We start from the raw sequence: 21,344 nt of genomic DNA on the forward strand, positions 1-21,344 counted from the left end.
CCACGCCAACGTCCACAATCACTTCAATCTCGAACGCCACATCGTCGATCGCCAAACCTTCAAAGAACGCCGCTCAGCCGCACTGGCCGAGTGGCAATCGCTTGCCAGCTAAGCGTCGCACGCAAAGCCCGAGCTGCATCTTCGAGAGACGAGTTCGCACAAGACTGACAGCACCCATCGCCGCCATCGCCGATTGGCCGTGGCCGGGCAATGTGCGTGAGCTGGAAAACCGCATGAAGCGCGCCGTCATCATGGCCGAAGGCAGCCGCCTCACCGCGGCCGATCTTGATCTGGTCAACAGCAGCGACGAAGCCGCCCTCACCTTGAAGGTTGCGCGCGAGACTGCCGATCGCCAGGCCATTCGCCGGGCGATGCTGCGTGCCGATGGCAATGTCAGCACAGCGGCCAAGTTCCTGGGGGTGAGCCGGCCGACGCTCTATGACCTGCTCAAGCAATATGGGCTCGAGAACGCCGCCTGAGGGGCCAGAGAATGGGGTTGCATCACGCTGCGATAGCCCCTAAGTCCGCCCTCGGCTCGGAGCGTAGCGCAGCCTGGTAGCGCATCAGACTGGGGGTCTGGAGGTCGCAGGTTCGAATCCTGTCGCTCCGACCATTTTCTTCAGACATTCAGTCAAGCGGTTGCTCCCCACTCAGGGGAAGCAGCGGCGGCATGCTTGCGCCTGTCCTACACGAACCATATTGGTTAAAATTTGGCCTCCCTCCAACGGGAAAGGCCCATCCCATGTCCATCCCCATGCCCTGATCGCGCCGGTTGCCGGCTTGCTCGACAAGATCATCCCCGATCCCAAGGCGCGGGACGCGGCCAAGATCGAACTGATGAAGCTGCAGAACAGCCAGGAGCTTGAGCTGCTCTCCACCCAGCTTTCCGCCATCGTGGCCGAATCCGCCAGCAACGATCCCTGGACCAGCCGCGCCCGGCCCAGCTTCCTCTATGTGATGTATGCGCTGCTGATGTGGTCCATCCCGATGGGGCTCATTGCAGCCGTGCAGCCGCAGACGGCCCATGATATCGCCGCTGGCATGACCCGTTATCTGAACGGCCTGCCCGAACCGCTCTATGCCTTGTTCGGCACTGGCTATCTTGGCTACGCCGCCGCTCGCCAGTGGGGCAAGGTAAAGGGTGTTGACAAATAACGCTTATTCACCGGCCCGATAGACCTCCGCCAGCCTGGCATAGCCGGCCGCTCCGGCCCGGTTGCCGGCAGTTTCAGCCGCTGTTAGGCTGCGCAGGAATTTCGCTGGCCGCCCGGCCCACAATTCCCCGCCCTTCACGACCTTCCCCGGCGTCAGCAGCGCGCCGGCGGCCAGCATGGCGTCAGGTTCCACCACCGCCCCATCCAGCACGATGGCGCCCATGCCAACGAAGGCGTGGTTCTCCAGCCGGCAGCCGTGGATGATGCAGCCATGGCCGATCAGCACGTCATCGCCTATATGGGTATCGAACCGGCCGCCGGTCACATGCACGATCGTACCATCCTGGATGTTGGTCCGCTCACCCACCTTGATCCGGCCCACGTCGCCGCGCAGAACGCAGTTGAACCAGATCGAACTGCCGGCACCGATGCTCACCTTGCCGATCACGTGAGCGCCCGGCGCGATGAACACGTCATCGGCAATCTGTGGCATGTCAGAACCAAATGGGTGAACCGTCATGCCGCCGCCTCGTACACGATGTGGCGCTTCAGCGGGCTGCCGTCGGCCACACGCGGATGATCAAAATCCAGATCGCCACGTCGCACCAGGCCAAGCCGCTCCATCAGCCCCCAACTGCGCACATTGGCCCGCACGGTGAAGCTGACGATGCGGGTCATGCCGTGGCCAAAGCCCCAGTCCAGGCAGGCCTGCGCCGCCTCGCGGGCAAAGCCCTGACCCCAGGCATTGCGGGCCAGCCGCCAGCCGATCTCCACTTCGCCTTCGACTGGGCAAGGGAAACTCACCCGGTTCAGCCCGCAAAAGCCGATGAAGCCGCCGCTGTCGCGTCGCTCCACCGCCCAAAAACCAAAGCTCTGATCGGCCATCATCAGCCCGATGCGATCCACCATCGCATCGCTTTCGGCGCGGCTGAGCAGCGCCGGGAAATGCGCCATCACCTCAGGGTCTGCGCCCATCGCGGTGAAGGCTGCGCGATCATGGTCCCGCCAGGGCCTGAGGATCAGGCGGGCCGTTTCGATCACGGGAAGAGCGGCGCCTGTTCCAGCCCCATGGTTTCGGGCAGGCCGAACATCACGTTGAAATTCTGGATGGCCTGGCCCGAAGAGCCCTTCACCAGATTGTCGATCGCGGCGATCACGATGGCGCGGCCGGGCACGCGATCGGCGAACACGTTGATCACCGCGTGGTTGGAGCCGCGCACCATGCGGGTGGCGGGGGCAATGCCTTCGGGCAACAGGTGCACGAACGGTTCATCGGTATAGGCATCGGCCAGCACTTCGCGCAGATAATCCGGGCCGTGCGGGGTTTCGACGATGCAGGTGACGAGCTCGCCGCGGTTCATCGGGATCAGGTGCGGCGTGAAGCTGATGGTGACCGGCTTGCCCGCGCGTGAGCTCAGCTCCTGCTCCATTTCCGGCATGTGGCGGTGACGGCCGATGCCATAGGGGTGAACGGCTTCTGCCACTTCGGGAAACAGGTTCGCTTCCTTCAGGCTGCGCCCGGCCCCCGATACGCCCGACAGCGCGTTGACGGTGATATTGTCCGCCCCAATTGCATGGGCCGCCACCAAGGGCAGCAGTGCGAGCAGCACGGCGGTGGGATAACAGCCGGGGCAGGCGGCAATCCGCGCCGTGGGCAGGGCGTCGCGCGCAAATTCGGTCAGGCCATAAATCGCCTCTGGCAACAAGCCCGAAGAGGGGTGCGCGCCGCCATACCACTCGGCATAGGTGGCGGCATCCTTCAGGCGGAAATCGGCCGAAAGATCGATGATGCGCGTGTCCGTGATGGTGGATAGCAGCTCTGCCGACGCCGCGTGCGGCAGGCAGCCGAACACCGCGTCGATGCTGCCAAAATCAATCGCGTCCGCCTTCACCAGCCGCGGCAGGTTCGGATAGGGCGCGAAGTGCGGCCAGATCTGCGCCATCGTCTGCCCGGCCTTGGCATTGGCGGCCAGTGCCGCAATCTCGATGCGCGGGTGGGTGAGCGCCAGGCGCACAAGGTCTGCCCCCGTGTAACCCGAAGCCCCCAAGACCGCGATGCGCACGCGTTCGCCCATCACGCCCCCATCAGCCGCGCCGCCAGCGGCGCGTGATAGGTGAGCACGCCCGAACAACCCGCGCGGCGGAAGCTCATCAATGCTTCCAGCACGCCCTTGTTGCGATCCAGAACGCCAGCGGCAATCGCGGCTTCCAGCATCGCATATTCGCCGCTCACCTGATAGGCGAACACCGGCACGTCGAAGGCGTCGCGGATGGCGCGGATGATGTCCAGATAGGGCATCCCCGGCTTCACCATCACCGAATCCGCGCCCTCGGCGATGTCCAGCGCCACTTCGCGAAGCGCTTCGCGGGCATTGGCCGGATCCATCTGATAGGTTTTCTTGTCGCCCTTCAGCACGCCGCCGCTGCCCACCGCATCGCGATAGGGGCCATAGAAGGCCGAGGCATATTTGGCCGAATAGGCCATGATCTGGGTGTTGTGGAACCCGTCTGCCTCCAGCCCGGCGCGGATGGCGGCGACGCGGCCATCCATCATGTCGGACGGGGCAATGATATCGCAGCCGGCGCGGGCCTGGTTTAATGACTGGCCAACCAGCATCTCCACCGTGGCGTCGTTCAAGATCTCGCCAGCGTCGCTCAACAGACCATCATGGCCATGGCTGGTGTAGAGATCGAGCGCTACATCGGTGAGCACACCCACCTCCGGTGCCGCCTCCTTGATGGCGCGGATGGCGCGGCAGATCAGATTGTCCGGGTTGAGCGCTTCCTTTGCATCCTCGCTGCGCCGATCCGGGCTGGTGTGCGGGAATAGCGCCACCGCCGGAATGCCCAGACTTGCCGCCTCTTTTGCCGCCTTGGCCAACCGGTCGACGCTCAGCCGCGACACGCCGGGCATGGTACTCACCGGCGTTTCCACGTCGTGGCCTTCGGTGGGGAACAGCGGCCAGATCAGATTGGCCGGGCTGAGCGACGTTTCGCGATGCAGATCGCGGCTCCAGGCGGTCATCCGGGTGCGGCGGAGGCGGGCGGCGGGGTAGGCAGCGTGAGTCATGATGGTGGATTAGCCGGCCAAAGCGGCGCTGTCACCAGTGCCGCCAATCCCACAAGTGCACTCACGCTTTGGCGACGGTCTTCAGTCTCAGCGAATTGAGCAGGACAACACTCACCACCGCGCCCGCCGCGATGGCGGCGATGCCGGCGTTGTAACTGCCGGTGGCATCGCGGGCGACGCCGAAGCCGCTGGTGGCCAAAAAGCTGCCGAACTGGCCGAAGGTGTTGACCGCGGCGATGCTGACCGCGCGGTGGCGTTCGTGCAATCCTTCGGTGAGGGCGGCGTAGAACACGGAATGGACCGGCAAAATTGTTGCGGCGATCAGCAGGGCAGCGATGATGGCAACCACTGGCAGATCGGCCATGGCAAGCGCGATGAAGGCGCCGGCGCCCACGGACCAAGGCAGGATCACGTGCCAGAAACGTTCCTGCCGTTGGTCGCTGCGCGCGCTGACGCCGAGCAGCATGATGACGCCGACGATGCCGCACACCGCCGTCAACTGCCCGACGCTGTTGGCCGAAAAGCCGGTCTTTTCGGCCAGGATCAACTGCATCGTCACCAGATAGGCATTCAGGCCGCCGGTGCACAGAAACCAAATGATGCCGAACATCAGTAGGCGCGGGTCGGAAATGGCCTTGAACACGCTTTCATGCGCGGTGCTGGTACTGGCTTCGGCGGCCAGCGTGGCCGTCAGCCAGCGGCGTTCCTCAGGGGCGAGCCAGCCAACGCGATCGGGCGCATCCGGCAGATAGCGCCAGATGATGAAGCCCATCGCGATGGCCGGGCAGGCTTCCAGCAGGAACAGCCATTGCCAGCCGTGCAGGCCCGACAGGCCTTCCATTGCCAGGATCGGCCCCGATATCAGGCCCATCACGATCTGGGTGACGGGCTGGGCCACATAAAAGCGGCTGATCACCCGGCCGCGCCACTGCGCCGGAAACCACAGGCTGGCGTAGTAGAGGATGGCCGGGAAAAAGCCGGCTTCGGCCGCGCCGAGCAGGAAACGCAGCGCATAGAATTGCAGGGGCGTGGTCACGAACATCTGGGCGGCGGAAATCACGCCCCAGCTGATCATGATCCGCGTCACCCACAGCCGTGTGCCAAAACGCATCATCAGCATGTTCGACGGCACTTCCAGCAGGGCATAGCTGACGAAGAAGATGCCGCCGGCAAAGCCGAAGACGCTGGCCGAAAAGCCGAGATCAGCATTCATTGTCTGGGCGGCAAAGCTGATGTTGGCGCGATCGATGATCGCGATCATGTAGGCGAAGAACAGCAGGGGCAGCAGCCGCAGCTGCGCCTTCCAAATCACCCGTTCGGGCAGGCCGGGCGCAAAGCCCTCAGCCGATGCCGCAGACGTTCCTGCTGTCATGTCTGCTGCCCCCGCCCCATCGACGTGAGCATGGCCGCTCGCAGGGTCGCCGTCCAGTCAGCGGCCGGTAAAGCGCGCCGGCCGCTTTTCGAGGAAATGCGCGACGCCTTCCTTGAAGTCCTCCGAAGCGAAGCTGCCGGCCATGTCGGCATCTGCAGCGGCAATCGCTTCGCCCAGCGATTCAAACTGCGCGTTCCACAGCTCGCGCTTCATCTCGCGCAGCGAACGCGGGGACACGTCGTTGGCCAGCATCTTCGCATAGGCCATCACGCCGGCTTCGAACTCGGCAGCCGGGAAAACGCGCGTCACCAGCCCCAGCGTCAATGCTTCGGCGGCATCGACCTTGCGCGACGAAAACAGCAGATCGGCGGCCGCAGCAAAGCCGATCAGGCGCGGCAACAGCCAGGAAATGCCGTGTTCGGCGATCAGCCCGCGCTTGGAAAAGGCGGTGGTGAACATCGCCGCATCGGAGGCGAAGCGGATATCGGTGTAGAGCGCATAGACCATGCCGAGCCCGGCGCAGGCACCGTTGATGGCGCCGATGATGGGTTTGGGCACGGCGGGAAACCAGCTGTTCTGCATGCGGAAATCGGCGCGGGCATTGGCATCGAAATCGGCCGGGCCAGCGGCGCCGCGGGCCGAGGCGCCGTCGCTCTGGATGGCCTGCAGCATATTCATGTCGGCCCCGGCGCAAAAGCCGCGGCCGGCGCCGGTGAGCACGATCACCCGCACCGCATCATCGTCGCTGGCGGCGCGCATGGCCGCCTTCACATCGCGGGCCATCTCGCCGCGCCAGGCGTTGAGCCGGTCCGGGCGATTTAGGGTGATGACGGCAACGCCATCGCTGACGCTGTACAGAATGTCTTCGTAGACCATGGCCATTTCTCCTCCCCGTGCTGTTGTGTGGTGCGGAGTGAACAGGCAATCAGTGCCGCATGTCGATGCCCAAACATGGGAGGGAGGCGAGTGCTGGCGGTTTCGGCTCCCGGCGGTTTCGGCTCAATGTTTCCGCTTGTCGAGGAAGGCGCGGAAGCTGGCTTGTGCGGCCGCACCCAGGGCGTTCTCGGCCATGACATCGCCCGCGTGGCCATAGGCGGCAGGCTGAGGCATCTCCATCTGGCGATAATAGGCCTGCTTGCCCACCGCCTTGGACTCCGCCGCGCCGCGCGTGGCGCGGCTGATGAGGTCGAGCGTGGCGGCTTCCAGCTGGTCATCAGGCACCACGCGGTTGACCAGGCCCCAATCGGCCGCGGTTCGCGCATCGATGGGGTCGCCGGTCATCGCCAGTTCCAGCGCCCGCTTGCGGCCCAGGTTGCGCGCCACAGCGACCAATGGCGTGTGGCAGAACAGGGCGCCCTTGCCGCCGGGCAGGGCAAAGCTGGCGCTGGCTGCCGCCACGGCCAGATCGCAGGTGGCGACCAGTTGGCAACCGGCCGCGGTGGCGAGGCCGTGCACGCGGGCCACCACTGGCTGTGGCAGGGCCTGCAACAGGTCCATCATGTCGGTGCAGATGCGGAACAGCTCGCGCACCTCGTCATGGCTGTGGCCGGCCATGTCGGCGAAATGATGCCCGGCCGAAAACACCGGCCCATTGGCGGCAAGGATGACGCCGCGCGCATCGCTGTTGCCGATCTGCTGCAATACCTCTGTGAGTTCCAGCATCAGCGGCAACGACAACGCATTGCGCTGTTCGGGGCGGTTAAGCTTCACCGTAACGATGTGGCCCTCACGGTCAACCAGCAGATGCTTTGTGTCGGTCATGCCCGCATCTTTGCAGAAGCGGGACGGGCTGTCACCGGGTGGCGGCCTCCGGGTTGCCCTGGGTCCAGGCGCCCAGGCGGATGGCGCTGGCCGTAACCAGCGCATGGGTGACCATGCCGGCAGCGATGATCATGAAATACTGCGCTGGCTGCGCGCCGGGGTTGCCGGCCAGAACGGCACTGCCACCCACGATGACCACCACGCGCACCACGGCGGCAATCACCGGCCACAATACCCGCCCGGCGCCTTGTGAGGCAAAGAACAGGCACGTCGCCACGCCGAAGAAGGCATAGAAGGGCGCGACAATCTGCAGATAGCTGCGGCAGGCAGCCCGCACCGCTTCATCGGCGGTGAACAGATTGGCCCACAGCCCCGGAAACAGCGACGCCACCAGCCCGATCGCGCCGGCCAGGATCGCGCTGAAGCCGGCAGCCGTCCAGGCCACCGTGTGGGCGCGGGCGATCTCCCGCGCGCCGAAATGCACGCCCACCATGGCGGTGGAGGCGGCGCCAAGGCCGAAAATCATCGGCACCACCAGAAATTCCAGACGCGCGCCAATGCCATAGCCGGCCAGCACATCGGTGCCGAAACGCGCCATGGATGCAGTGATGACCAGCACGGAGGCCAGCGTGCAGAAGGGGTTGATCGCCGCCAGCCCGCCAATGCGCAGGATGGCGATGATCGGCGCCCAGTGCAGTTTCACGCCGGTAAAGTGCAGGCGCAGTTCGCGGCAGCGGGTGGTGAGGAAGATCAGCATCAGGATGGTGGCAATCGTGCTGCTGATGACGATGCCGGCCGGTGCCCCGGCGATGCCCAGCCGCGGAAACGGCCCCAGCCCGAACACCAGCACGCCAGCGATGCTGACCTGCAATACCGAGCCCATGACGCCGATCCGGGCCGCCACACCCATATTGCCGGTGGCGCGCACGATGCCGGCCAACGCGTTGGACAACCACAGGCTGACACAGCCGAGGAACAGCGTATCGGAATAGGCCAGCGCCTGTTCCAGCACCGCGCCAGTGCCGCCCAGTGCGCCGTAGATGAACCGGCCGCCAGCCAAGAACACCGCCGCGCAAAGACTGGCCAGCACCACCATCAGCAGCACGGCATGCACAGCCAGTTCTTCGGCGCCGGCCCGATCACCCGCGCCCAGCCGGCGGGACACCGCGCCGGTGATGGTGCCGCCGAATGCGCCGGCGGACAGCATCCCCATCAGCATCATCATCGGAAAGGCCAGCGCCAGCCCGGCCAGCGGCGCGGTGCCGAGCTGGCCGACGTAGAAAGCCTCGGTCATCATGGTGAGCGACGACATCACCATCGAAACGATGTTGGGCGCGGCGAGGCGCAGCAGGGTGGGGCCGATCGGCGCTGTCAGCAATGGCGATGGTGGTGCATTCGCCACATCATGTCCTTCCGGCGCGATCTTTTCGAGCAGTGTTCGCAACGTCTAGCGGGGGGACAGAGCGCGCACCACGGTCAGGAATGCCAGTCTCTCGATCAAGCCACCGGTCGGCCACCCAGCGTTTCCGACAATTTCTCCGCGATGGCGGTGCGGGCGCGGCCCGAAAGCGCCTTGCGATCGGGCGTGTCGGCGGGGCTGAAGGGTTCAAGGAAATGCACGCGGGCTTCCCAGGTGCCGGGGCGGGACAGCAGCCGCCACGCATTGGCAGCGCCGGTTTCCATGCCGACCCAGGCGAGATTGCGCCCGGCTTCGTCGCAATCGATCACCACGGGTTGCAGCGTGGCGCCCGGCGGGGGCGGGATCAGCATGGCAAACAGCGGCGCCTTGAACGGCAGCAGGCGGCGGCCATCGGAACAGGTGGCTTCCGGGAACATGGCGATGCGGCTGTGACGCGTGAACTGCGTGCGCATGGCGGCGATCTGGGCCGGCACGCCCATGCGGTCGCTGCGGTTAACGAAGATGGTGTCGTTAAGGCGGCAGATGAAGGCGAGGCCGGGCCAGATCGCGATGCCGTCCTGCGCCACGAACACGGTGCCCGTTTGCCCGCCGAGGATGAGCGCGTCAGTCCAGCTGAGATGATTGGAGATGTAGAAGACGTCGCGGGCCACCGGCTGGCCGATGCTGCGCACCCGGATGCCGCAGGCGCGTGCGCTCCAGCCCAGGAAGCGGCGGGCCCATGGCGAGGGCAGGCCGAGGCGTCGGCAGGCCATGTGCAGTGGCACGCACAGCGCCGCGACTGCCAATAGCCACAAACCGCGCGCCGCCACCCGCCGGCCACCGCCGGGATCCGCCGCCAGCGCGCGGGCAAGGCGCGCCAGCGCCCCACCAACACCCGGCACCGGTGGCGCCACGAAACCATTGGCATCGGGCAGCGGCGGCGGCCAATCCGTGTCAGCAAAGATGGTGGGTTCGGCCATGCGCTGGGCATAGCCGCAGGCAGTGGGCGCAGGTCAAGCCCTCAGTGCACGCCGACGGCGGGCGGCAGCGCCGGCAAAGCCGAAACCGGTCAGCATCTGCGCCCATCTGGTCGGCTCCGGCACCGGGTCGCCACTGCTGTCCATGAACTCAGCCAGCGACTGGCCAACGGTGATGGTGCCACCGAGGCTGCGACCGTCGAGCAGATAATTGCTGAAACTGATGCCGATCGCGTTGGTGATCAGCACCCGCGTGTTGTCGAAGTTGCTGGCAAACTGCTGATTCAACGTCACTTTCAGGCCATTTTGGTTAAAGGCGACGAAGTTGGGGGCGACCTGGGCATTGCTGCCAAAGCTGAACACTGAACTGCCATTGACGCTGAGCGCAAGGTTGGAGAACAGCGAGCCGCCGGCCAGGAACGTTGTGCCGCCAAGCTTGTCTAACATGCTGACCGATTGCACCTGGCCGGCAGTGAGCGAGAGGATCGATGTCGGCACGCCCAGCAGGCTGGTGACCAGCCCGATTTCGAGGTTGTTCACCGTGGCGCTGGCACTGCCGCTGGTGATGTCGAGCGGGGTGGTGCCATTGGCGCTGGCCGCGGTGGCGATGGCGCCGCTGTTGAGGCCAAGCGTGGCGGTGACGCCGGAGACCGTGCCCAGCCCGACGCTGGTGGCCAGCGAGGCGGCGCTGTTGTTCAGCGAATAGCCGGGCGAGGTGCGGCCGCTGATCGGAGCAACCGGCCCGATCAGGGTGAGCGCTTGACCCACCACGCGCACGTTGCTCACCAAGCCGCGGGCTGTGGTGGAAATCTCCACCGTGGCCTGGGCGGTGCTGGCCAGGCCGAGAACGGCGGCGGCACCGGTGATGATCTGCCTGAACATCGCGCTTTTTCCCTGTTGTTGCACTCGCCGGCAGCTCCCGAAACCGGATGCTGGTCACCGATGTTGACGGCGGATGCTGGAAAATTTTCAGGGCTGAAAAAGCCAATTCATGCTTTGTTGAGCACGATTTTGCGGCGCGTTTTGCCTTTTGCCGCCAGCCATGACATGAGCCGGGCAAAGCTTGCATGGAGGCGGCCATCACGCATGTTCTGATGCTGGATTCCGGCGTGGGCGGCTTGTCCGTTCTCGATGACGTACGCGCGGCGCTGCCGGCGATCGATATCAGCTATATTGCTGATAATGCAGGTTTTCCTTACGGCGCAAAGACCGAGATGGAGGTCGCCACCAGGGTGTGCGCGTTGCTCGGTCGGCTCACCGAACGGTTGCAGCCGCATCTGATCGTGATTGCCTGCAACACCGCCTCCACGATCGCGCTGGTGCACGCCCGGGCGGTGCTGGATGTGCCGGTGGTTGGCACGGTGCCGGCGATCAAGCCGGCGGCGGAAATGTCGAAATCGCGGGTAATCGGCGTGCTCGGCACGATGGCGACGGTGCGCCAGCCCTATGTGGCGCGGCTTTCCGCCGATCATGCCGCCGATTGCACGGTTCTGCTGCACGGATCGGCGCGGCTGGTGGAACTGGCCGAGGCGCATTTGCGGGGCGAACCGGTGACAGCGGCGGACGTTGCGCCGGAACTGGCGGGGCTGACCAGCCAGAACGGTGGCGAGCGCATCGATCAGATCGTGCTGGCCTGTACCCACTTCCCGCTGCTGCTGCCGCAGTTGCAGGCGGCAGCGCCGGGGATGGGCTTTGTCGACGGCGGGCCCGGCATCGCCCGGCGGGTGGCCCATTTGCTTGGCGACCGCGGGCGCAAGGGTGAAGGGCGCGGTCGTGCGCTGTTCACTCGGCATCACGAACAGGTTGACGCGCTGGCACCGGCGCTGCACCGCTATGGCCTCGAGATTAGCAGGTGAGACCGTAATGGCCCTGAACGAAGACGATCTGAAAGCGCGCATGAACCGCTTCGTGCCGCCCACGGCTGCGATCCTGGGGCAGGAGATTCTCGAGATCGACAGCGCCGCCGGCCGGGTGAAGATGAAGTTTCAGCCGATCGATGCCTGCCGCAACCCGATGGGTAATGTGCAGGGCGGGATCGTGGTTGCCATGCTGGATGATGCAGCGGCATTTGCGGCCATCATCAAGAGCGGCAAGCGCATCGGCATCCCGACGATCGAGCTGAAAACCAGCTTCTTTGCGCCTGCCAAGGCCGGTGTGCCGCTCTATGCCGAAGGCCGCTGCCTGAAGCTGGGCAAACGCATCGCCTTCATGGAAGCAGATCTGTTCGACGAGGAGGGCACTTTGCTCGCCCGCCTCACCACGTCGGCCATCCCGATCGAACTGGATGGCCCCAGCAAGCTGGTGGACCGCCAATGACCGAAACCGCCCCCGAGGTCCTGGTTGAACGCCGTGGCCATGCGTTGTGGATCACGCTCAATCGGCCGCAGGCGCTCAATGCGCTCAATCACCCGATGGCGGTGACCATCCACCGCGCCGTGATCAATGCGATGGGCGACCATGAGGTGCAGCATATCGTGATCGATGGCGCCGGTGAGCGGGCGTTTTGCGCTGGCGGCGATGTTGCGCTGCTCGGCCGCGAAGGCCGGCAGAACCGGGCGCTGTGGGAGACGTTCTTCCACGACGAATATCGCATGAACCAGGCCATCGCCCGTTGCGGCAAGCCGTGGGTGGCGCTGATCTACGGTATCACCATGGGCGGCGGCGTGGGCCTCTCGATCCACGGCCCCTACAGCATCGCCACCGAACGCACGCTGTTTGCCATGCCCGAAACCGGCATTGGCCTGATCCCCGATGTGGGCGGCACCCATGCACTGGCGAAGTTGCCTGGCGAGATCGGTACCTGGCTGGCATTGACCGGGGCGCGGCTGAAGGCGGCAGACCTGCGCTATTGCGGGATCGCCACGCACTATGTGCCGTCACAGCATCTGCCGACTCTGTGCGACCTGCTGGCGACCAGCCATGAACCTCTGGCCGAAGTGCTGGCCGCGTTCGACGAAGATGCTGGCGAACCGCCACTGGCCGCCTATCGCGATGCCATCGATTATCATTTTGGCCATGATCGCATGGAAGATATCATGGCCAGCCTGGATGCCGGCGATGATTGGGCACAGGAACAGGCCGCCATCATCCGCCGCATGTCGCCGATCAGCTGCAAGCTTAGCCTCGCCGGCCTGCGCGCCGCACGCGGGGTGGAGATCGAGGACGCGCTGATCAACGAATATCGCATGGTGTGCGAAATCCGGAACGGCCATGATTTCTTCGAAGGCATCCGCGCCCAGCTGATCGACAAGGATCGCAATCCCAAGTGGCAGCCCGCCACGCTCGAGGCGATCAGCGACGACGATGTGGCGCGGCATTTCGAAGTGCCGGAGACGGGTGATCTGACGTTCGAATGAACAGGGACGAATAAGCGGGCAGCAGGCCAATCCTGCCGCCCGCCAGTTCGATCACAGTCCGTCGACAGCCTTGCTTACCAACACGTTGACGGCAACGCGGCGGTTCTGGGCCTTGCCTTCATCGGTGCTGTTGTCGGCCACCGGATCGGATTCGGCCATGCCGCTGGGCGTGAGGGTGCGGAATTGTTTCCAGCGGCACACCTGCTGCAGATGTGCCAACACTCGGCTGGCCCGTTTTTCGCTCAGTTCCTGGTTGTAATCCTCGTCGCCCACGGAATCAGTGTAGCCGACCACCAGCAGCAGCGCGTTGGGTGTCTTTTCGGCTGTGGCCGCAGCATTGCACAATTCGGCCTTGGCCTGATCTGACAGGATCCATTTGCCGGTGTCGAAATAGACGTTTGTGGTGGCCTTCACGTTGTAATTGTCGATATCGGCAACGCGGCCGCGCAGCGCGGCAGTGGCGGCGGACTGTTCTTCAAAGCCTTGCGCCGTGCCCTGTCGGATCATGGCGGCGGTCTTGAAATCATTGCCGCGGAAGGTAACGATACTGGCCACCAGCGCGTCGCCGGCCTGCAGTGTCTTCACCGTCACTGGCAGGCCGTTCATCAGCGAGGCGGCGCTGAACTTGCCTTTGCCGCCGAACAGGCCGGTCCTGCCCTTCACCTGGGTGGCGTCGTCGATGCTGATGATGGTCTTGGTGCCATCTTCGGCGGTCACCGCCATGCGATCACCGCTGCGCGCCGAAATGATGCCCTTGATTTCGGGGCCAGGCTGCGGACGTTCGCCGGTCACGGTCTGAGTGTTGGGGGCGTCGGGCACGGTGGGTGCATTCTGGGCGGCGACTGGTGCGGCTACGGCCATAGCGAGCATGATCGCTGTCGTACTGGCTGTTCTGGTCATGATGTTCATCGGCTTCATCCCTTGCAGTTCGGTTGCGGCGCGGCTGCCGGTGCCCCTGATGGCATGCCAAACCCTGTAATCGGGCAACCTCGTCGCCCTTGGCCATTGCTGCCGTTGTGCACTTCCGTCCTGTCGCCATTGCTGCCGAATGAACATGGTTGGCACAGCAGGCCAAAGCGCGGTTGAACGGTGCACAGGGCGCGACAAGCCGTGCCGCCAGGGCGGGGGTGTCGTGACGTTCAGGCTTAGTGGGGAAAACGCCCGTGGGGGCGATTCCCGCCTGCCCCGGTCAGCCCCCGGTCTAAAAACAGGCCTTCCACTGCACCATGTCGACAAACCAGCGTTCTTCGCTGATCTTGTCACCCACAAAGCGGAACAGCACGGCAAGCTGGCTGCCGCCGGCACATTTGGTGCTGGCCCAGTTCAGGATGGAGACGACCTCATCGCCATCCGAAATCTGCCGCAGACCGGTGATTTCAAAGCCCGGCGGCAGGGCCGCGCCCAGGTTTTCCAGCGCGCCGCGAAATGCCGCCGTGCCGTGCAGCATGTCAGTCTGGCCGGGCATCACGAACAGCATGTCGGGCAGATAGTCCGCGATCAGCGTGTCCCAATCGCCGCGGCCCAACGCCTCCCATCCGCGTTGCACGATATTGGCGTGGCTGGTGGTGCTGGCCATGGCTGGTTCGATCCATATCTGTTGGGCCCGCGTCATGCGCGCCGTTGGCAGAATATGCCTCAATCTCACCCGCAGTCGCCATTGGGCAAATGGCCCGGTCAGGCCTGTCAACCCGGCAGCACCCCCGATTGCGTAGCTGGACGCGGTGACCGATAAACACAGGCCACAACGCCGGAGGATCCATGCGCAGCCACCGCGAGACCCATCTTGTTGCCCGTGCCGGCTGGCTGCGGGCAGCCGTGCTGGGGGCGAACGACGGGATTGTCTCCACTGCCAGCCTGATCCTGGGTGTCGCCGCCTCGGGGGCGGAGCGGCCGGCGCTGCTGGTGGCGGGCATTGCCGGGCTGGTGGCTGGCGCTATGTCGATGGCGGCGGGGGAATATGTCTCGGTCAGCAGCCAGGCCGATACCGAAGGCGCGGACCTGGCGCGTGAACAGGCGGAATTGGCCGCCAGTCCCGAACATGAACATGAAGAGCTTGCGGCCATTTACGTGACACGCGGCGTCGATGCCGAAACCGCCCACAAGGTGGCCAGCCAGATGATGGCGCATGATGCGTTGGCGGCGCACGCTCGCGACGAACTGAACATCACCGATATCACCACCGCCCGCCCCGTGGTTGCCGCGCTTGCATCGGCAGGCGCCTTCACCGTGGGGGCGGCGCTGCCGCTGCTGCTCGCCGTGCTGCTGCCGATGAACATGATGGCGCTGGGGCAGGGGGGCGGTTCGATCCTGTTCCTTGCGCTGCTGGGTTATGTCGGCGCCAAGGCCGGTGGCGCGCCGCCGCTGCGGCCGGTGGTGCGCGTGGTGTTCTGGGGCGCGCTGGCGATGGCGCTGACGGCAGGAATCGGCAGGCTGGTTGGCACGGCGGTGTGATGCGTCTAGAGAGAGGGCGCAGCCAAGGAGTCACCCCCCGTGTCGCGCATTGCACTTGCTTCCGATCACGCCGGATACGCCCTGAAGGCGCTGCTGGCCGATGAACTGCGTGCCGCCGGGCACGATGTGCTCGATCTGGGGCCCGGCAGCGAGGCCAGTGTCGATTATCCCGATTTCGGCCATGCGCTGGGGGAGGCGGTGGCGCATGGCCGCGCCGCAAAGGGCATTGCCGTTTGTGGCAGCGGCATCGGCATTTCCATCGCCGTCAACCGCATTGCCGGCGCCCGTTGTGCGTTGGTGACCAGCGGCTTGATGGCGCGGTTGGCCCGTCAGCATAATGATGCCAATTGCATCGCGCTGGGCAGCCGGATAAGCGGCATCGAGACCGCCCGTGATTGTGTGGCCGAATTTCTGAACACGCCGTTCGAAGGTGGCCGCCATGCCGGGCGCGTCGCCAAATTGGGTTGAGGAGAAGCGGAATGAGCGCCCGTCCCGTTACGGAAATCCGCCCCAATGGCTTCTTCGAAACGCCGGCTGCGGTAAGTGATCCTGCTGTGGCCGCTGCGATTGCCGCCGAGCTTGACCGCCAGCAGAACCAGATCGAACTGATCGCGTCTGAGAACATCGTTTCTCGTGCGATGCTAGAAGCGCAAGGATCGGTGTTCACCAACAAATATGCCGAAGGTTATCCCGGCAAGCGTTACTATCAGGGCTGCCATCCCTCTGATGTCGTGGAACAGCTGGCCATCGACCGCGCCAAGGAGCTTTTCGGCGCTGCCTACGCCAACGTGCAGCCGCATTCCGGCGCGCAGGCCAATGGCGCCGTGATGTTGGCGCTCACCAAGCCCGGCGACACCATTCTGGGCATGAGCCTGGATGCAGGCGGCCACCTTACCCACGGTGCCAAGGCGGCGATGAGTGGCAAGTGGTTCAACGCCATTCAATATGGCGTGCGCCGTGAAGACCATCTGATCGATTATGACGAGGTCGAGCGCCTGGCCGTGGAGCACAAGCCGGTGCTGATCATTGCCGGTGGTTCCGCCTATCCGCGCATCATCGATTTTGCCCGTTTCCGTGCCATTGCCGACAAGGTGGGCGCCCGTCTGCTGGTGGACATGGCGCATTTTTCCGGCCTCGTGGCCGCGGGTATCCATCCGTCGCCGATCCCGCATGCCGACGTGGTGACGACCACCACCCACAAGACGCTGCGTGGGCCCCGGGGCGGCATGATCCTTTCCCGCGATGCCGAACTGGGCAAGAAGTTCAACAGCGCGGTGTTCCCCGGGCTGCAAGGCGGTCCACTGATGCACGTTATCGCCGCCAAGGCGGTCGCCTTTGGCGAAGCGCTGCAGCCGGGCTTCAAGGATTATTCGAAGGCCGTGATCGCCAACGCGCAGGCGCTGGCGGCGCGGCTTGTGGAGCGCGGCTGCGCCGTGGTGGCTGGCGGCACCGATACCCACCTGGCGCTGATCGACCTGACGCCCAAGGGCATTACCGGCAAGCAGGCCGATGAAGCGTTGGAGCGCGCCGGCATTACCTGCAACAAAAATGGCGTGCCCTTCGATCCGCTGCCGCCCACCCAGACCAGCGGCATCCGCGTCGGCTCGCCGGCCGGCACCACCCGCGGTTTCGGCATTGCCGAGTTTCAGGCCATTGGCGACATGATCGCCGATGTGCTGGACGGGCTGGCTGCCAATGGGCATGATGGCAATGCCGAAGTGGAAAAGGCGGTGAACCAGCGGGTGCGGGCGCTGTGCGCGCGTTTCCCGATTTATCCGGTCTAATCCGCTTCGCCATTTCGGGGGAGAAACGCGGATGCAGGGGGATGAAGCAGGCGGCCCAAAGCGAGAGCCTGACAAGCTGACCCAAGCCGCCGAGGATGCAGTGGCTTCGGCCAAGCGCGCGCTCGACAACGATACCGGCAAGCAGATAGCCGATATTGCCGATGCCGGCTTCACCAAGGCGGGCCAGGTGGTGGACGATCTGCTCGACAGTCCCACTGGCGCGAAATTCAAGCAGGGCGCTGACGATCTGTTTGCCAAGGCTGGCCCGGTGGGCGGCACCGATGTGGGCCGCAATGTGATGGCGGGCGCTGCGGTGGGCTTTTTCGTCGGGCTGATTTTCTCCTTCATCGGCCTGTTCTGGGGCACGCTGATCGGCGCCGCGCTCGGCTTCCTGCGCACCATCACCAAGAGGCCCTGATGCGCTGTCCCTTTTGCGGCAATGACGACACCCAAGTGAAGGACAGCCGTCCCACCGATGATGGCGCGTCGATCCGGCGGCGGCGGCAGTGCCCGGCCTGTGCTGGACGCTTTACCACCTTCGAACGCGTGCAACTGCGCGAACTCACCTTGGTCAAGAAGAGCGGCAAGCGCGAGCCGTTCGACCGTGACAAGCTGGCGCGATCGATCGAGATCGCCTGCCGCAAGCGCCCGGTGGAGCCCGAACGCATCGAGCGGCTGGTCAACGGCGTCGTGCGCCAGCTGGAATCGCTGGGCGAGGCCGAGATCGAAGCCGATACGGTGGGTGAACTGGTGATGGCAGCGCTGAAAGCGCTCGATCCGGTGGCCTATATCCGTTTTGCGTCTGTCTATCGCGATTTCCGTGAAGCCAAGGATTTCGAGACGTTCGTGGGCGGGCTAAGCGGGGCCGTGAACGGCGTGAAGGGCAAGCCCGACTGACAAGCGCAGACAAACCGGCTAGGGCGACCTCATGAGCCTGCCCCTCAATCCGCCCGCGATCATCCTCGTGCGCCCGCAACTGGGCATGAACATCGGCGCCGTGGCCCGCGCCATGCTGAATTTCGGCCTGACCGAATTGCGATTGGTGCAACCACGTGACGGCTGGCCCAATCCTGACGCCGGCCCCTCTGCGGCTGGTGCGGACAAGGTGATTGAGAACGCGCGCGTGTTTGATAGCGTGGCCGAGGCGATTGCCGATTGCCATCTGACCATCGGCACCGCGCAAACCACGCGCGACATGGTTCGCCGCGTGACGTCGCCCGCTGGCTGTGTGGCGGAACTGCAGGCGCTGCCCGGCAAATCCGCGCTGTTGTTCGGGCCGGAGCGCACCGGACTGGTGCGCGAGGATCTGCTGAAGTGCCACGCCATCTGTACCATTCCCAGCAATCCCGATTTCGGCAGTCTCAACCTGGCGCAGGCCGTCGCCGTGCTGGGCTATGCCTGGGTGATGGGCCATGACGCGCCGCCACCCACCTGGCTGGTCAATAGCGACGGCCCGGCGGCCCAGCATGAACTAGCCGGGCTGATCGCGACGATCGACTCGCGGTTGGAAACCAATGGCTTTTTCAATCCCGCGCCCGGCAAAACCGAAACCGCACGGTGGATGCTGCGTAATGTGCTGACGCGCCCGGGATTTACCGGCGCGGAAGTGCAGTTCCTGCGCGGCGTCGTGCGCCATTTGGTGCAGGCACGCCGGCCATCCTGACAACCAAAAAGGCCGCTGGTTGCCCAGCGGCCTTCGTGGAAGAAGCGTGCCGTGACCTGATCAGGCCACGGCAGGATATTCATTGGGTTCCGGGTCGCGTAGCGCATAGCCGCGGCCCCAAACGGTTTCGATGCAGCCGGACGACGGCGCACCGGCCTGGTGCAACTTCTTGCGCAGCTTGCACACAAACACGTCGATGATCTTCAGTTCAGGCTCGTCGCGGCCACCATAAAGATGGGTCAGGAACATTTCCTTGGTCAGCGTCATTCCCTTGCGGAGCGACAGCATCTCGAGGATCGCATATTCCTTGCCGGTCAGAGCCACGCGCTTGCCGTCCACCGACACGCTTCGGGCCGCCAGATCAACCGCGACCGGACCGGTGACAATGAGCGACTGGCCATGACCCTGGCTGCGCCGCACGAGGGCGTGCAGGCGGGCCATGAGTTCCTGGCGGTCGAAGGGCTTGGTGACATAATCGTCGGCGCCCGCGCCGAAGCCGGTCACCTTGCTGGTGGTGTCGGCGTCACCCGACAGGATCAGCACCGGCGTATTGATGCGCAGTTGGCGCAGTTGGCGCAGCACTTCGTGACCGCTGATATCGGGCAGCGTGAGGTCCAGCATGACCACATCGAATTCATAGGTTCGAGCAAATTCGAGCGCGAGCTCCCCTGTGCCCGCAGTTTCGTGCTCGATGCTCGCTTCGTCGAGCATGCGCTCAACGCTGCTAGACATTGCACGGTCGTCTTCAATCAAAAGAACGCGCATGCATACGTCTCCGAGTTCGGATTGGCCGCCGGGCGCAACAAGCCCGGCACACACCCCTGCGTATTCTTAACCTGATTTATAAGCATACGTAAACAACTCTTTAGAAAATTCTCCAAATTATTCCAAAAGTTGACTTATAATTTGCCACATGTTTCATCCGATTCGAACAGTGGACGATAGATCTGCACCCGAGTCACCCGCAGGCCAGGTGTGCCCACCTTGTCCACGGCGCGCTGCCAAAGTTGAATCTCTTCAATGCTTAAGCGCCAACGCTTGCAAGCGTCTTCTAGGCTGACGTGGCCTTCTCGGATCGCCTTGAGCACGGCGGCCTTGCGGCTGGGCACCCAACGCACCGTATCATTGGGAGGCAACGAATCGTCAGCGAATCCGGGTGGGGGTGGAGACATGAAAGACACGGATTTGCCTCCTGTCGGCGCGCGGGGCCGATGAAACGGGATGAACCATTCATCATGACGGCGGCGCGCCGCCCGGCTTTACCGGGCGCGCCCCTTGACGACAACCGGCCGCATGCCCATTGCGCCGCCTGAGCCCATGAACATGCCCGCCGCCTTTCTCCTCGATCTTGACGCGCTGCCCGCCAGCGCGCGCGACGTGCTGGCGCCTTTGGCTGGCCGGCGAGTGGCCGTCGCCATGTCGGGCGGGGTCGATTCGTCGGTGGTGGCGGCACTGGCAGCCACTGCCGGCTGCCACACGGTGGGCATCACGCTGCAGCTCTATGATCAGGGTGCCGCCGCACGCCGGCCAGGCGCCTGCTGCGCCGGGGCCGATATTCGCGACGCGCGTACTGTGGCCGAGCGGCTGGGCATCGCCCATTATGTCATCGATATGGAAAGCCGCTTCCGCGAAGCGGTGATCGACAATTTCGTCGACTCCTATGCCAAAGGCCTGACTCCGGTGCCGTGCGTTGAATGTAACCGAACGGTGAAGTTCACCGATCTGATCTCGCTTGCCCGCGATCTGGGGGCCGAGGCGTTGCTGACCGGCCATTATGTGCAGCGCATCGATGGCCCGGATGGCGCCGAACTGCATCGCGGAGCTGATCCCACGAAAGACCAGAGCTATTTCCTGTGGACCACCACACAGGATCAGCTCGATTATCTGCGTTTCCCGCTGGGCGGGCTGGCCAAGACCGAAACCCGCGCGTTGGCTGAAGCCTTTGGCCTGGTCGTGGCGGCCAAGCCCGACAGCCAGGATATCTGCTTCGTGCCTGGCGGCGATTATGCGGCTGTGGTGGAGAAGATCCGGCCGGAACTGGCTCGGCCCGGCGAGATCGTCGATATTGCTGGCCGGGTGCTTGGCGGCCACAATGGCATCCACCGTTTCACCGTTGGCCAGCGCCGCGGTCTTGAACTGGGTGGCCAGGCCGAGCCGCTGTATGTGATCGGCATCGATGCCGCGCAGAACCGTGTCATCGCCGGGCCGCGCCGGGCGCTGGCGGTGCGCGCGGTGCAACTGGATGGCGCCAATCTTCTCGGCCCGATTGATGGCCCGCTGATGGTGAAGGTGCGATCGATGGCACCGCTGGCGCAGGGCTGGATCGAAGGCGACATGCTGCGCTTTGCCGAACCGCA

Annotated in this window: 25 protein-coding genes, 1 tRNA gene and 1 pseudogene; 13 read left to right on the forward strand and 14 right to left on the reverse strand. The window is 64.7% G+C overall.

Going from position 1 to position 21,344, the window contains the following annotated elements:
• Positions 1 to 170: 170 nt before the first annotated feature.
• The 3 genes and pseudogenes from Q7O19_RS10010 to Q7O19_RS10020 form a co-directional block, all read left to right on the forward strand.
• A pseudogene (locus tag Q7O19_RS10010) lies at positions 171 to 479 on the forward strand (helix-turn-helix domain-containing protein); the annotation flags it as partial.
• A gap of 57 nt (positions 480 to 536) precedes the next feature.
• Positions 537 to 613 (forward strand) — tRNA-Pro (locus Q7O19_RS10015).
• Between the two features lie 146 nt (positions 614 to 759).
• Positions 760 to 1,155: a holin family protein gene (locus tag Q7O19_RS10020; RefSeq protein ID WP_303810349.1), complete on the forward strand. Its 396-nt coding sequence runs from the start codon at positions 760 to 762 to the stop codon at positions 1,153 to 1,155.
• A 3-nt stretch (positions 1,156 to 1,158) separates the two neighbouring features.
• Here Q7O19_RS10020 and Q7O19_RS10025 read toward each other — a convergent pair whose 3' ends face one another.
• The 10 genes from Q7O19_RS10025 to Q7O19_RS10070 all read right to left on the reverse strand — a co-directional run bounded on the left by Q7O19_RS10025 (position 1,159) and on the right by Q7O19_RS10070 (position 10,615).
• The gene (locus tag Q7O19_RS10025) at positions 1,159 to 1,674 is read right to left on the reverse strand and encodes a gamma carbonic anhydrase family protein (protein ID WP_303810313.1); all 516 of its coding nucleotides are present in this window, start codon (positions 1,672 to 1,674) and stop codon (positions 1,159 to 1,161) included.
• Positions 1,671 to 2,195, reverse strand: a complete 525-nt coding sequence (locus Q7O19_RS10030) for a GNAT family N-acetyltransferase (protein ID WP_303810314.1) — start codon at positions 2,193 to 2,195, stop codon at positions 1,671 to 1,673. Before Q7O19_RS10030 ends, Q7O19_RS10025 begins: the two co-directional genes overlap by 4 nt.
• Complete coding sequence (argC, locus tag Q7O19_RS10035) at positions 2,192 to 3,229, reverse strand: N-acetyl-gamma-glutamyl-phosphate reductase (protein WP_303810316.1); 1,038 nt, start codon at positions 3,227 to 3,229, stop codon at positions 2,192 to 2,194. The genes Q7O19_RS10030 and argC overlap by 4 nt, the downstream gene beginning before the upstream one ends.
• Entirely contained in the window at positions 3,229 to 4,224 is a 996-nt protein-coding gene (gene hemB, locus Q7O19_RS10040) for a porphobilinogen synthase (protein WP_303810317.1), read from the reverse strand. Before hemB ends, argC begins: the two co-directional genes overlap by 1 nt.
• A 61-nt stretch (positions 4,225 to 4,285) precedes the next feature.
• Complete coding sequence (locus Q7O19_RS10045; protein WP_303810319.1) at positions 4,286 to 5,596, reverse strand: MFS transporter; 1,311 nt, start codon at positions 5,594 to 5,596, stop codon at positions 4,286 to 4,288.
• A gap of 57 nt (positions 5,597 to 5,653) precedes the next feature.
• A complete protein-coding gene (locus Q7O19_RS10050; protein WP_303810321.1) occupies positions 5,654 to 6,478 on the reverse strand; it encodes an enoyl-CoA hydratase in 825 nt (274 codons plus the stop codon).
• 117 nt (positions 6,479 to 6,595) lie between these two features.
• Positions 6,596 to 7,357 (reverse strand): enoyl-CoA hydratase-related protein, encoded by a 762-nt coding sequence (locus Q7O19_RS10055; RefSeq protein WP_303810323.1) that lies wholly within the window; start codon positions 7,355 to 7,357, stop codon positions 6,596 to 6,598.
• Between the two features lie 31 nt (positions 7,358 to 7,388).
• Positions 7,389 to 8,801, reverse strand: coding sequence for an MATE family efflux transporter (locus Q7O19_RS10060; RefSeq protein ID WP_303810324.1), 1,413 nt, complete (start codon positions 8,799 to 8,801; stop codon positions 7,389 to 7,391).
• 53 nt (positions 8,802 to 8,854) lie between these two features.
• Positions 8,855 to 9,736, reverse strand: a complete 882-nt coding sequence (locus tag Q7O19_RS10065; RefSeq protein WP_303810325.1) for a 1-acyl-sn-glycerol-3-phosphate acyltransferase — start codon at positions 9,734 to 9,736, stop codon at positions 8,855 to 8,857.
• Positions 9,737 to 9,769: 33 nt separating this feature from the next.
• Positions 9,770 to 10,615 carry a PEPxxWA-CTERM sorting domain-containing protein gene (locus Q7O19_RS10070; RefSeq protein ID WP_303810327.1) on the reverse strand — a complete coding sequence of 282 codons (846 nt, stop codon included), beginning with the start codon at positions 10,613 to 10,615 and terminating at the stop codon, positions 9,770 to 9,772.
• 185 nt (positions 10,616 to 10,800) lie between these two features.
• Between Q7O19_RS10070 and murI the strand changes: the two genes are divergently transcribed.
• Genes murI through Q7O19_RS10085 form a run of 3 tightly spaced genes read left to right on the forward strand, consistent with a single transcriptional unit; the run spans position 10,801 to position 13,089 of the window.
• On the forward strand, positions 10,801 to 11,589 hold the full coding sequence (murI, locus tag Q7O19_RS10075) for a glutamate racemase (protein WP_303810329.1): 789 nt from the start codon (positions 10,801 to 10,803) through the stop codon (positions 11,587 to 11,589).
• Positions 11,590 to 11,596: 7 nt separating this feature from the next.
• A complete protein-coding gene (locus Q7O19_RS10080) occupies positions 11,597 to 12,049 on the forward strand; it encodes a PaaI family thioesterase (protein WP_303810331.1) in 453 nt (150 codons plus the stop codon).
• Positions 12,046 to 13,089, forward strand: a complete 1,044-nt coding sequence (locus Q7O19_RS10085) for an enoyl-CoA hydratase/isomerase family protein (RefSeq protein WP_303810333.1) — start codon at positions 12,046 to 12,048, stop codon at positions 13,087 to 13,089. The genes Q7O19_RS10080 and Q7O19_RS10085 overlap by 4 nt, the downstream gene beginning before the upstream one ends.
• 51 nt (positions 13,090 to 13,140) lie before the next feature.
• Here the strand turns inward: Q7O19_RS10085 and Q7O19_RS10090 are convergent, their stop codons facing one another.
• The gene (locus Q7O19_RS10090; RefSeq protein WP_303810335.1) at positions 13,141 to 13,989 is read right to left on the reverse strand and encodes an OmpA family protein; all 849 of its coding nucleotides are present in this window, start codon (positions 13,987 to 13,989) and stop codon (positions 13,141 to 13,143) included.
• 301 nt (positions 13,990 to 14,290) lie between these two features.
• Positions 14,291 to 14,665: a nuclear transport factor 2 family protein gene (locus Q7O19_RS10095; protein ID WP_303810337.1), complete on the reverse strand. Its 375-nt coding sequence runs from the start codon at positions 14,663 to 14,665 to the stop codon at positions 14,291 to 14,293.
• A 182-nt stretch (positions 14,666 to 14,847) separates the two neighbouring features.
• On the opposite strand from Q7O19_RS10095, the gene Q7O19_RS10100 reads away from it, so the two are divergent.
• Genes Q7O19_RS10100 through Q7O19_RS10125 form a run of 6 tightly spaced genes read left to right on the forward strand, consistent with a single transcriptional unit; the run spans position 14,848 to position 18,987 of the window.
• On the forward strand, positions 14,848 to 15,540 hold the full coding sequence (locus tag Q7O19_RS10100) for a VIT family protein (protein ID WP_303810339.1): 693 nt from the start codon (positions 14,848 to 14,850) through the stop codon (positions 15,538 to 15,540).
• 39 nt (positions 15,541 to 15,579) lie between these two features.
• On the forward strand, positions 15,580 to 16,008 hold the full coding sequence (gene rpiB, locus Q7O19_RS10105) for a ribose 5-phosphate isomerase B (RefSeq protein WP_303810341.1): 429 nt from the start codon (positions 15,580 to 15,582) through the stop codon (positions 16,006 to 16,008).
• A gap of 11 nt (positions 16,009 to 16,019) precedes the next feature.
• Positions 16,020 to 17,324 carry a serine hydroxymethyltransferase gene (glyA, locus tag Q7O19_RS10110; protein ID WP_303810342.1) on the forward strand — a complete coding sequence of 435 codons (1,305 nt, stop codon included), beginning with the start codon at positions 16,020 to 16,022 and terminating at the stop codon, positions 17,322 to 17,324.
• Between the two features lie 31 nt (positions 17,325 to 17,355).
• On the forward strand, positions 17,356 to 17,742 hold the full coding sequence (locus tag Q7O19_RS10115; RefSeq protein ID WP_303810344.1) for a hypothetical protein: 387 nt from the start codon (positions 17,356 to 17,358) through the stop codon (positions 17,740 to 17,742).
• Positions 17,742 to 18,221 carry a transcriptional regulator NrdR gene (gene nrdR / locus Q7O19_RS10120; RefSeq protein ID WP_303810346.1) on the forward strand — a complete coding sequence of 160 codons (480 nt, stop codon included), beginning with the start codon at positions 17,742 to 17,744 and terminating at the stop codon, positions 18,219 to 18,221. Before Q7O19_RS10115 ends, nrdR begins: the two co-directional genes overlap by 1 nt.
• A gap of 31 nt (positions 18,222 to 18,252) precedes the next feature.
• Positions 18,253 to 18,987: an RNA methyltransferase gene (locus tag Q7O19_RS10125; RefSeq protein ID WP_022679780.1), complete on the forward strand. Its 735-nt coding sequence runs from the start codon at positions 18,253 to 18,255 to the stop codon at positions 18,985 to 18,987.
• Between the two features lie 60 nt (positions 18,988 to 19,047).
• On the opposite strand, the gene Q7O19_RS10130 is transcribed toward Q7O19_RS10125, so the two are convergent.
• Together Q7O19_RS10130 and Q7O19_RS10135 are read right to left on the reverse strand one after the other, a co-directional pair.
• Positions 19,048 to 19,752, reverse strand: coding sequence for a response regulator transcription factor (locus Q7O19_RS10130; protein ID WP_303810348.1), 705 nt, complete (start codon positions 19,750 to 19,752; stop codon positions 19,048 to 19,050).
• A 134-nt stretch (positions 19,753 to 19,886) separates the two neighbouring features.
• Complete coding sequence (locus Q7O19_RS10135; RefSeq protein WP_303810350.1) at positions 19,887 to 20,159, reverse strand: DUF1153 domain-containing protein; 273 nt, start codon at positions 20,157 to 20,159, stop codon at positions 19,887 to 19,889.
• 151 nt (positions 20,160 to 20,310) lie between these two features.
• On the opposite strand from Q7O19_RS10135, the gene mnmA reads away from it, so the two are divergent.
• The coding region (mnmA, locus tag Q7O19_RS10140) for a tRNA 2-thiouridine(34) synthase MnmA (protein WP_303810351.1) at positions 20,311 to 21,344 on the forward strand (1,034 nt) is incomplete at its 3' end.

Origin of the sequence: Sandarakinorhabdus limnophila DSM 17366 (assembly GCF_945882885.1) — a bacterium.
GTDB classification, from domain to species: domain Bacteria; phylum Pseudomonadota; class Alphaproteobacteria; order Sphingomonadales; family Sphingomonadaceae; genus Sandarakinorhabdus; species Sandarakinorhabdus limnophila_A.

Bases quoted from the DNA above. Each gene is read 5' to 3' on its own strand.
- argC (WP_303810316.1), bottom strand. From the start codon at position 3,229: ATGGGCGAACGCGTGCGCATCGCGGTCTTGGGGGCTTCGGGTTACACG.
- Q7O19_RS10135 (WP_303810350.1), bottom strand. From the start codon at position 20,159: ATGTCTCCACCCCCACCCGGATTCGCTGACGATTCGTTGCCTCCCAAT.
- Q7O19_RS10055 (WP_303810323.1), bottom strand. From the start codon at position 7,357: ATGACCGACACAAAGCATCTGCTGGTTGACCGTGAGGGCCACATCGTT.
- Q7O19_RS10115 (WP_303810344.1), top strand. From the start codon at position 17,356: ATGCAGGGGGATGAAGCAGGCGGCCCAAAGCGAGAGCCTGACAAGCTG.
- Q7O19_RS10070 (WP_303810327.1), bottom strand. From the start codon at position 10,615: ATGTTCAGGCAGATCATCACCGGTGCCGCCGCCGTTCTCGGCCTGGCC.
- hemB (WP_303810317.1), bottom strand. From the start codon at position 4,224: ATGACTCACGCTGCCTACCCCGCCGCCCGCCTCCGCCGCACCCGGATG.
- Q7O19_RS10090 (WP_303810335.1), bottom strand. From the start codon at position 13,989: ATGACCAGAACAGCCAGTACGACAGCGATCATGCTCGCTATGGCCGTA.
- Q7O19_RS10080 (WP_303810331.1), top strand. From the start codon at position 11,597: ATGGCCCTGAACGAAGACGATCTGAAAGCGCGCATGAACCGCTTCGTG.
- glyA (WP_303810342.1), top strand. From the start codon at position 16,020: ATGAGCGCCCGTCCCGTTACGGAAATCCGCCCCAATGGCTTCTTCGAA.
- murI (WP_303810329.1), top strand. From the start codon at position 10,801: ATGGAGGCGGCCATCACGCATGTTCTGATGCTGGATTCCGGCGTGGGC.
- nrdR (WP_303810346.1), top strand. From the start codon at position 17,742: ATGCGCTGTCCCTTTTGCGGCAATGACGACACCCAAGTGAAGGACAGC.
- Q7O19_RS10125 (WP_022679780.1), top strand. From the start codon at position 18,253: ATGAGCCTGCCCCTCAATCCGCCCGCGATCATCCTCGTGCGCCCGCAA.
- Q7O19_RS10065 (WP_303810325.1), bottom strand. From the start codon at position 9,736: ATGGCCGAACCCACCATCTTTGCTGACACGGATTGGCCGCCGCCGCTG.
- Q7O19_RS10050 (WP_303810321.1), bottom strand. From the start codon at position 6,478: ATGGCCATGGTCTACGAAGACATTCTGTACAGCGTCAGCGATGGCGTT.
- Q7O19_RS10025 (WP_303810313.1), bottom strand. From the start codon at position 1,674: ATGACGGTTCACCCATTTGGTTCTGACATGCCACAGATTGCCGATGAC.
- Q7O19_RS10045 (WP_303810319.1), bottom strand. From the start codon at position 5,596: ATGACAGCAGGAACGTCTGCGGCATCGGCTGAGGGCTTTGCGCCCGGC.
- Q7O19_RS10100 (WP_303810339.1), top strand. From the start codon at position 14,848: ATGCGCAGCCACCGCGAGACCCATCTTGTTGCCCGTGCCGGCTGGCTG.
- Q7O19_RS10085 (WP_303810333.1), top strand. From the start codon at position 12,046: ATGACCGAAACCGCCCCCGAGGTCCTGGTTGAACGCCGTGGCCATGCG.
- Q7O19_RS10130 (WP_303810348.1), bottom strand. From the start codon at position 19,752: ATGCGCGTTCTTTTGATTGAAGACGACCGTGCAATGTCTAGCAGCGTT.
- Q7O19_RS10095 (WP_303810337.1), bottom strand. From the start codon at position 14,665: ATGGCCAGCACCACCAGCCACGCCAATATCGTGCAACGCGGATGGGAG.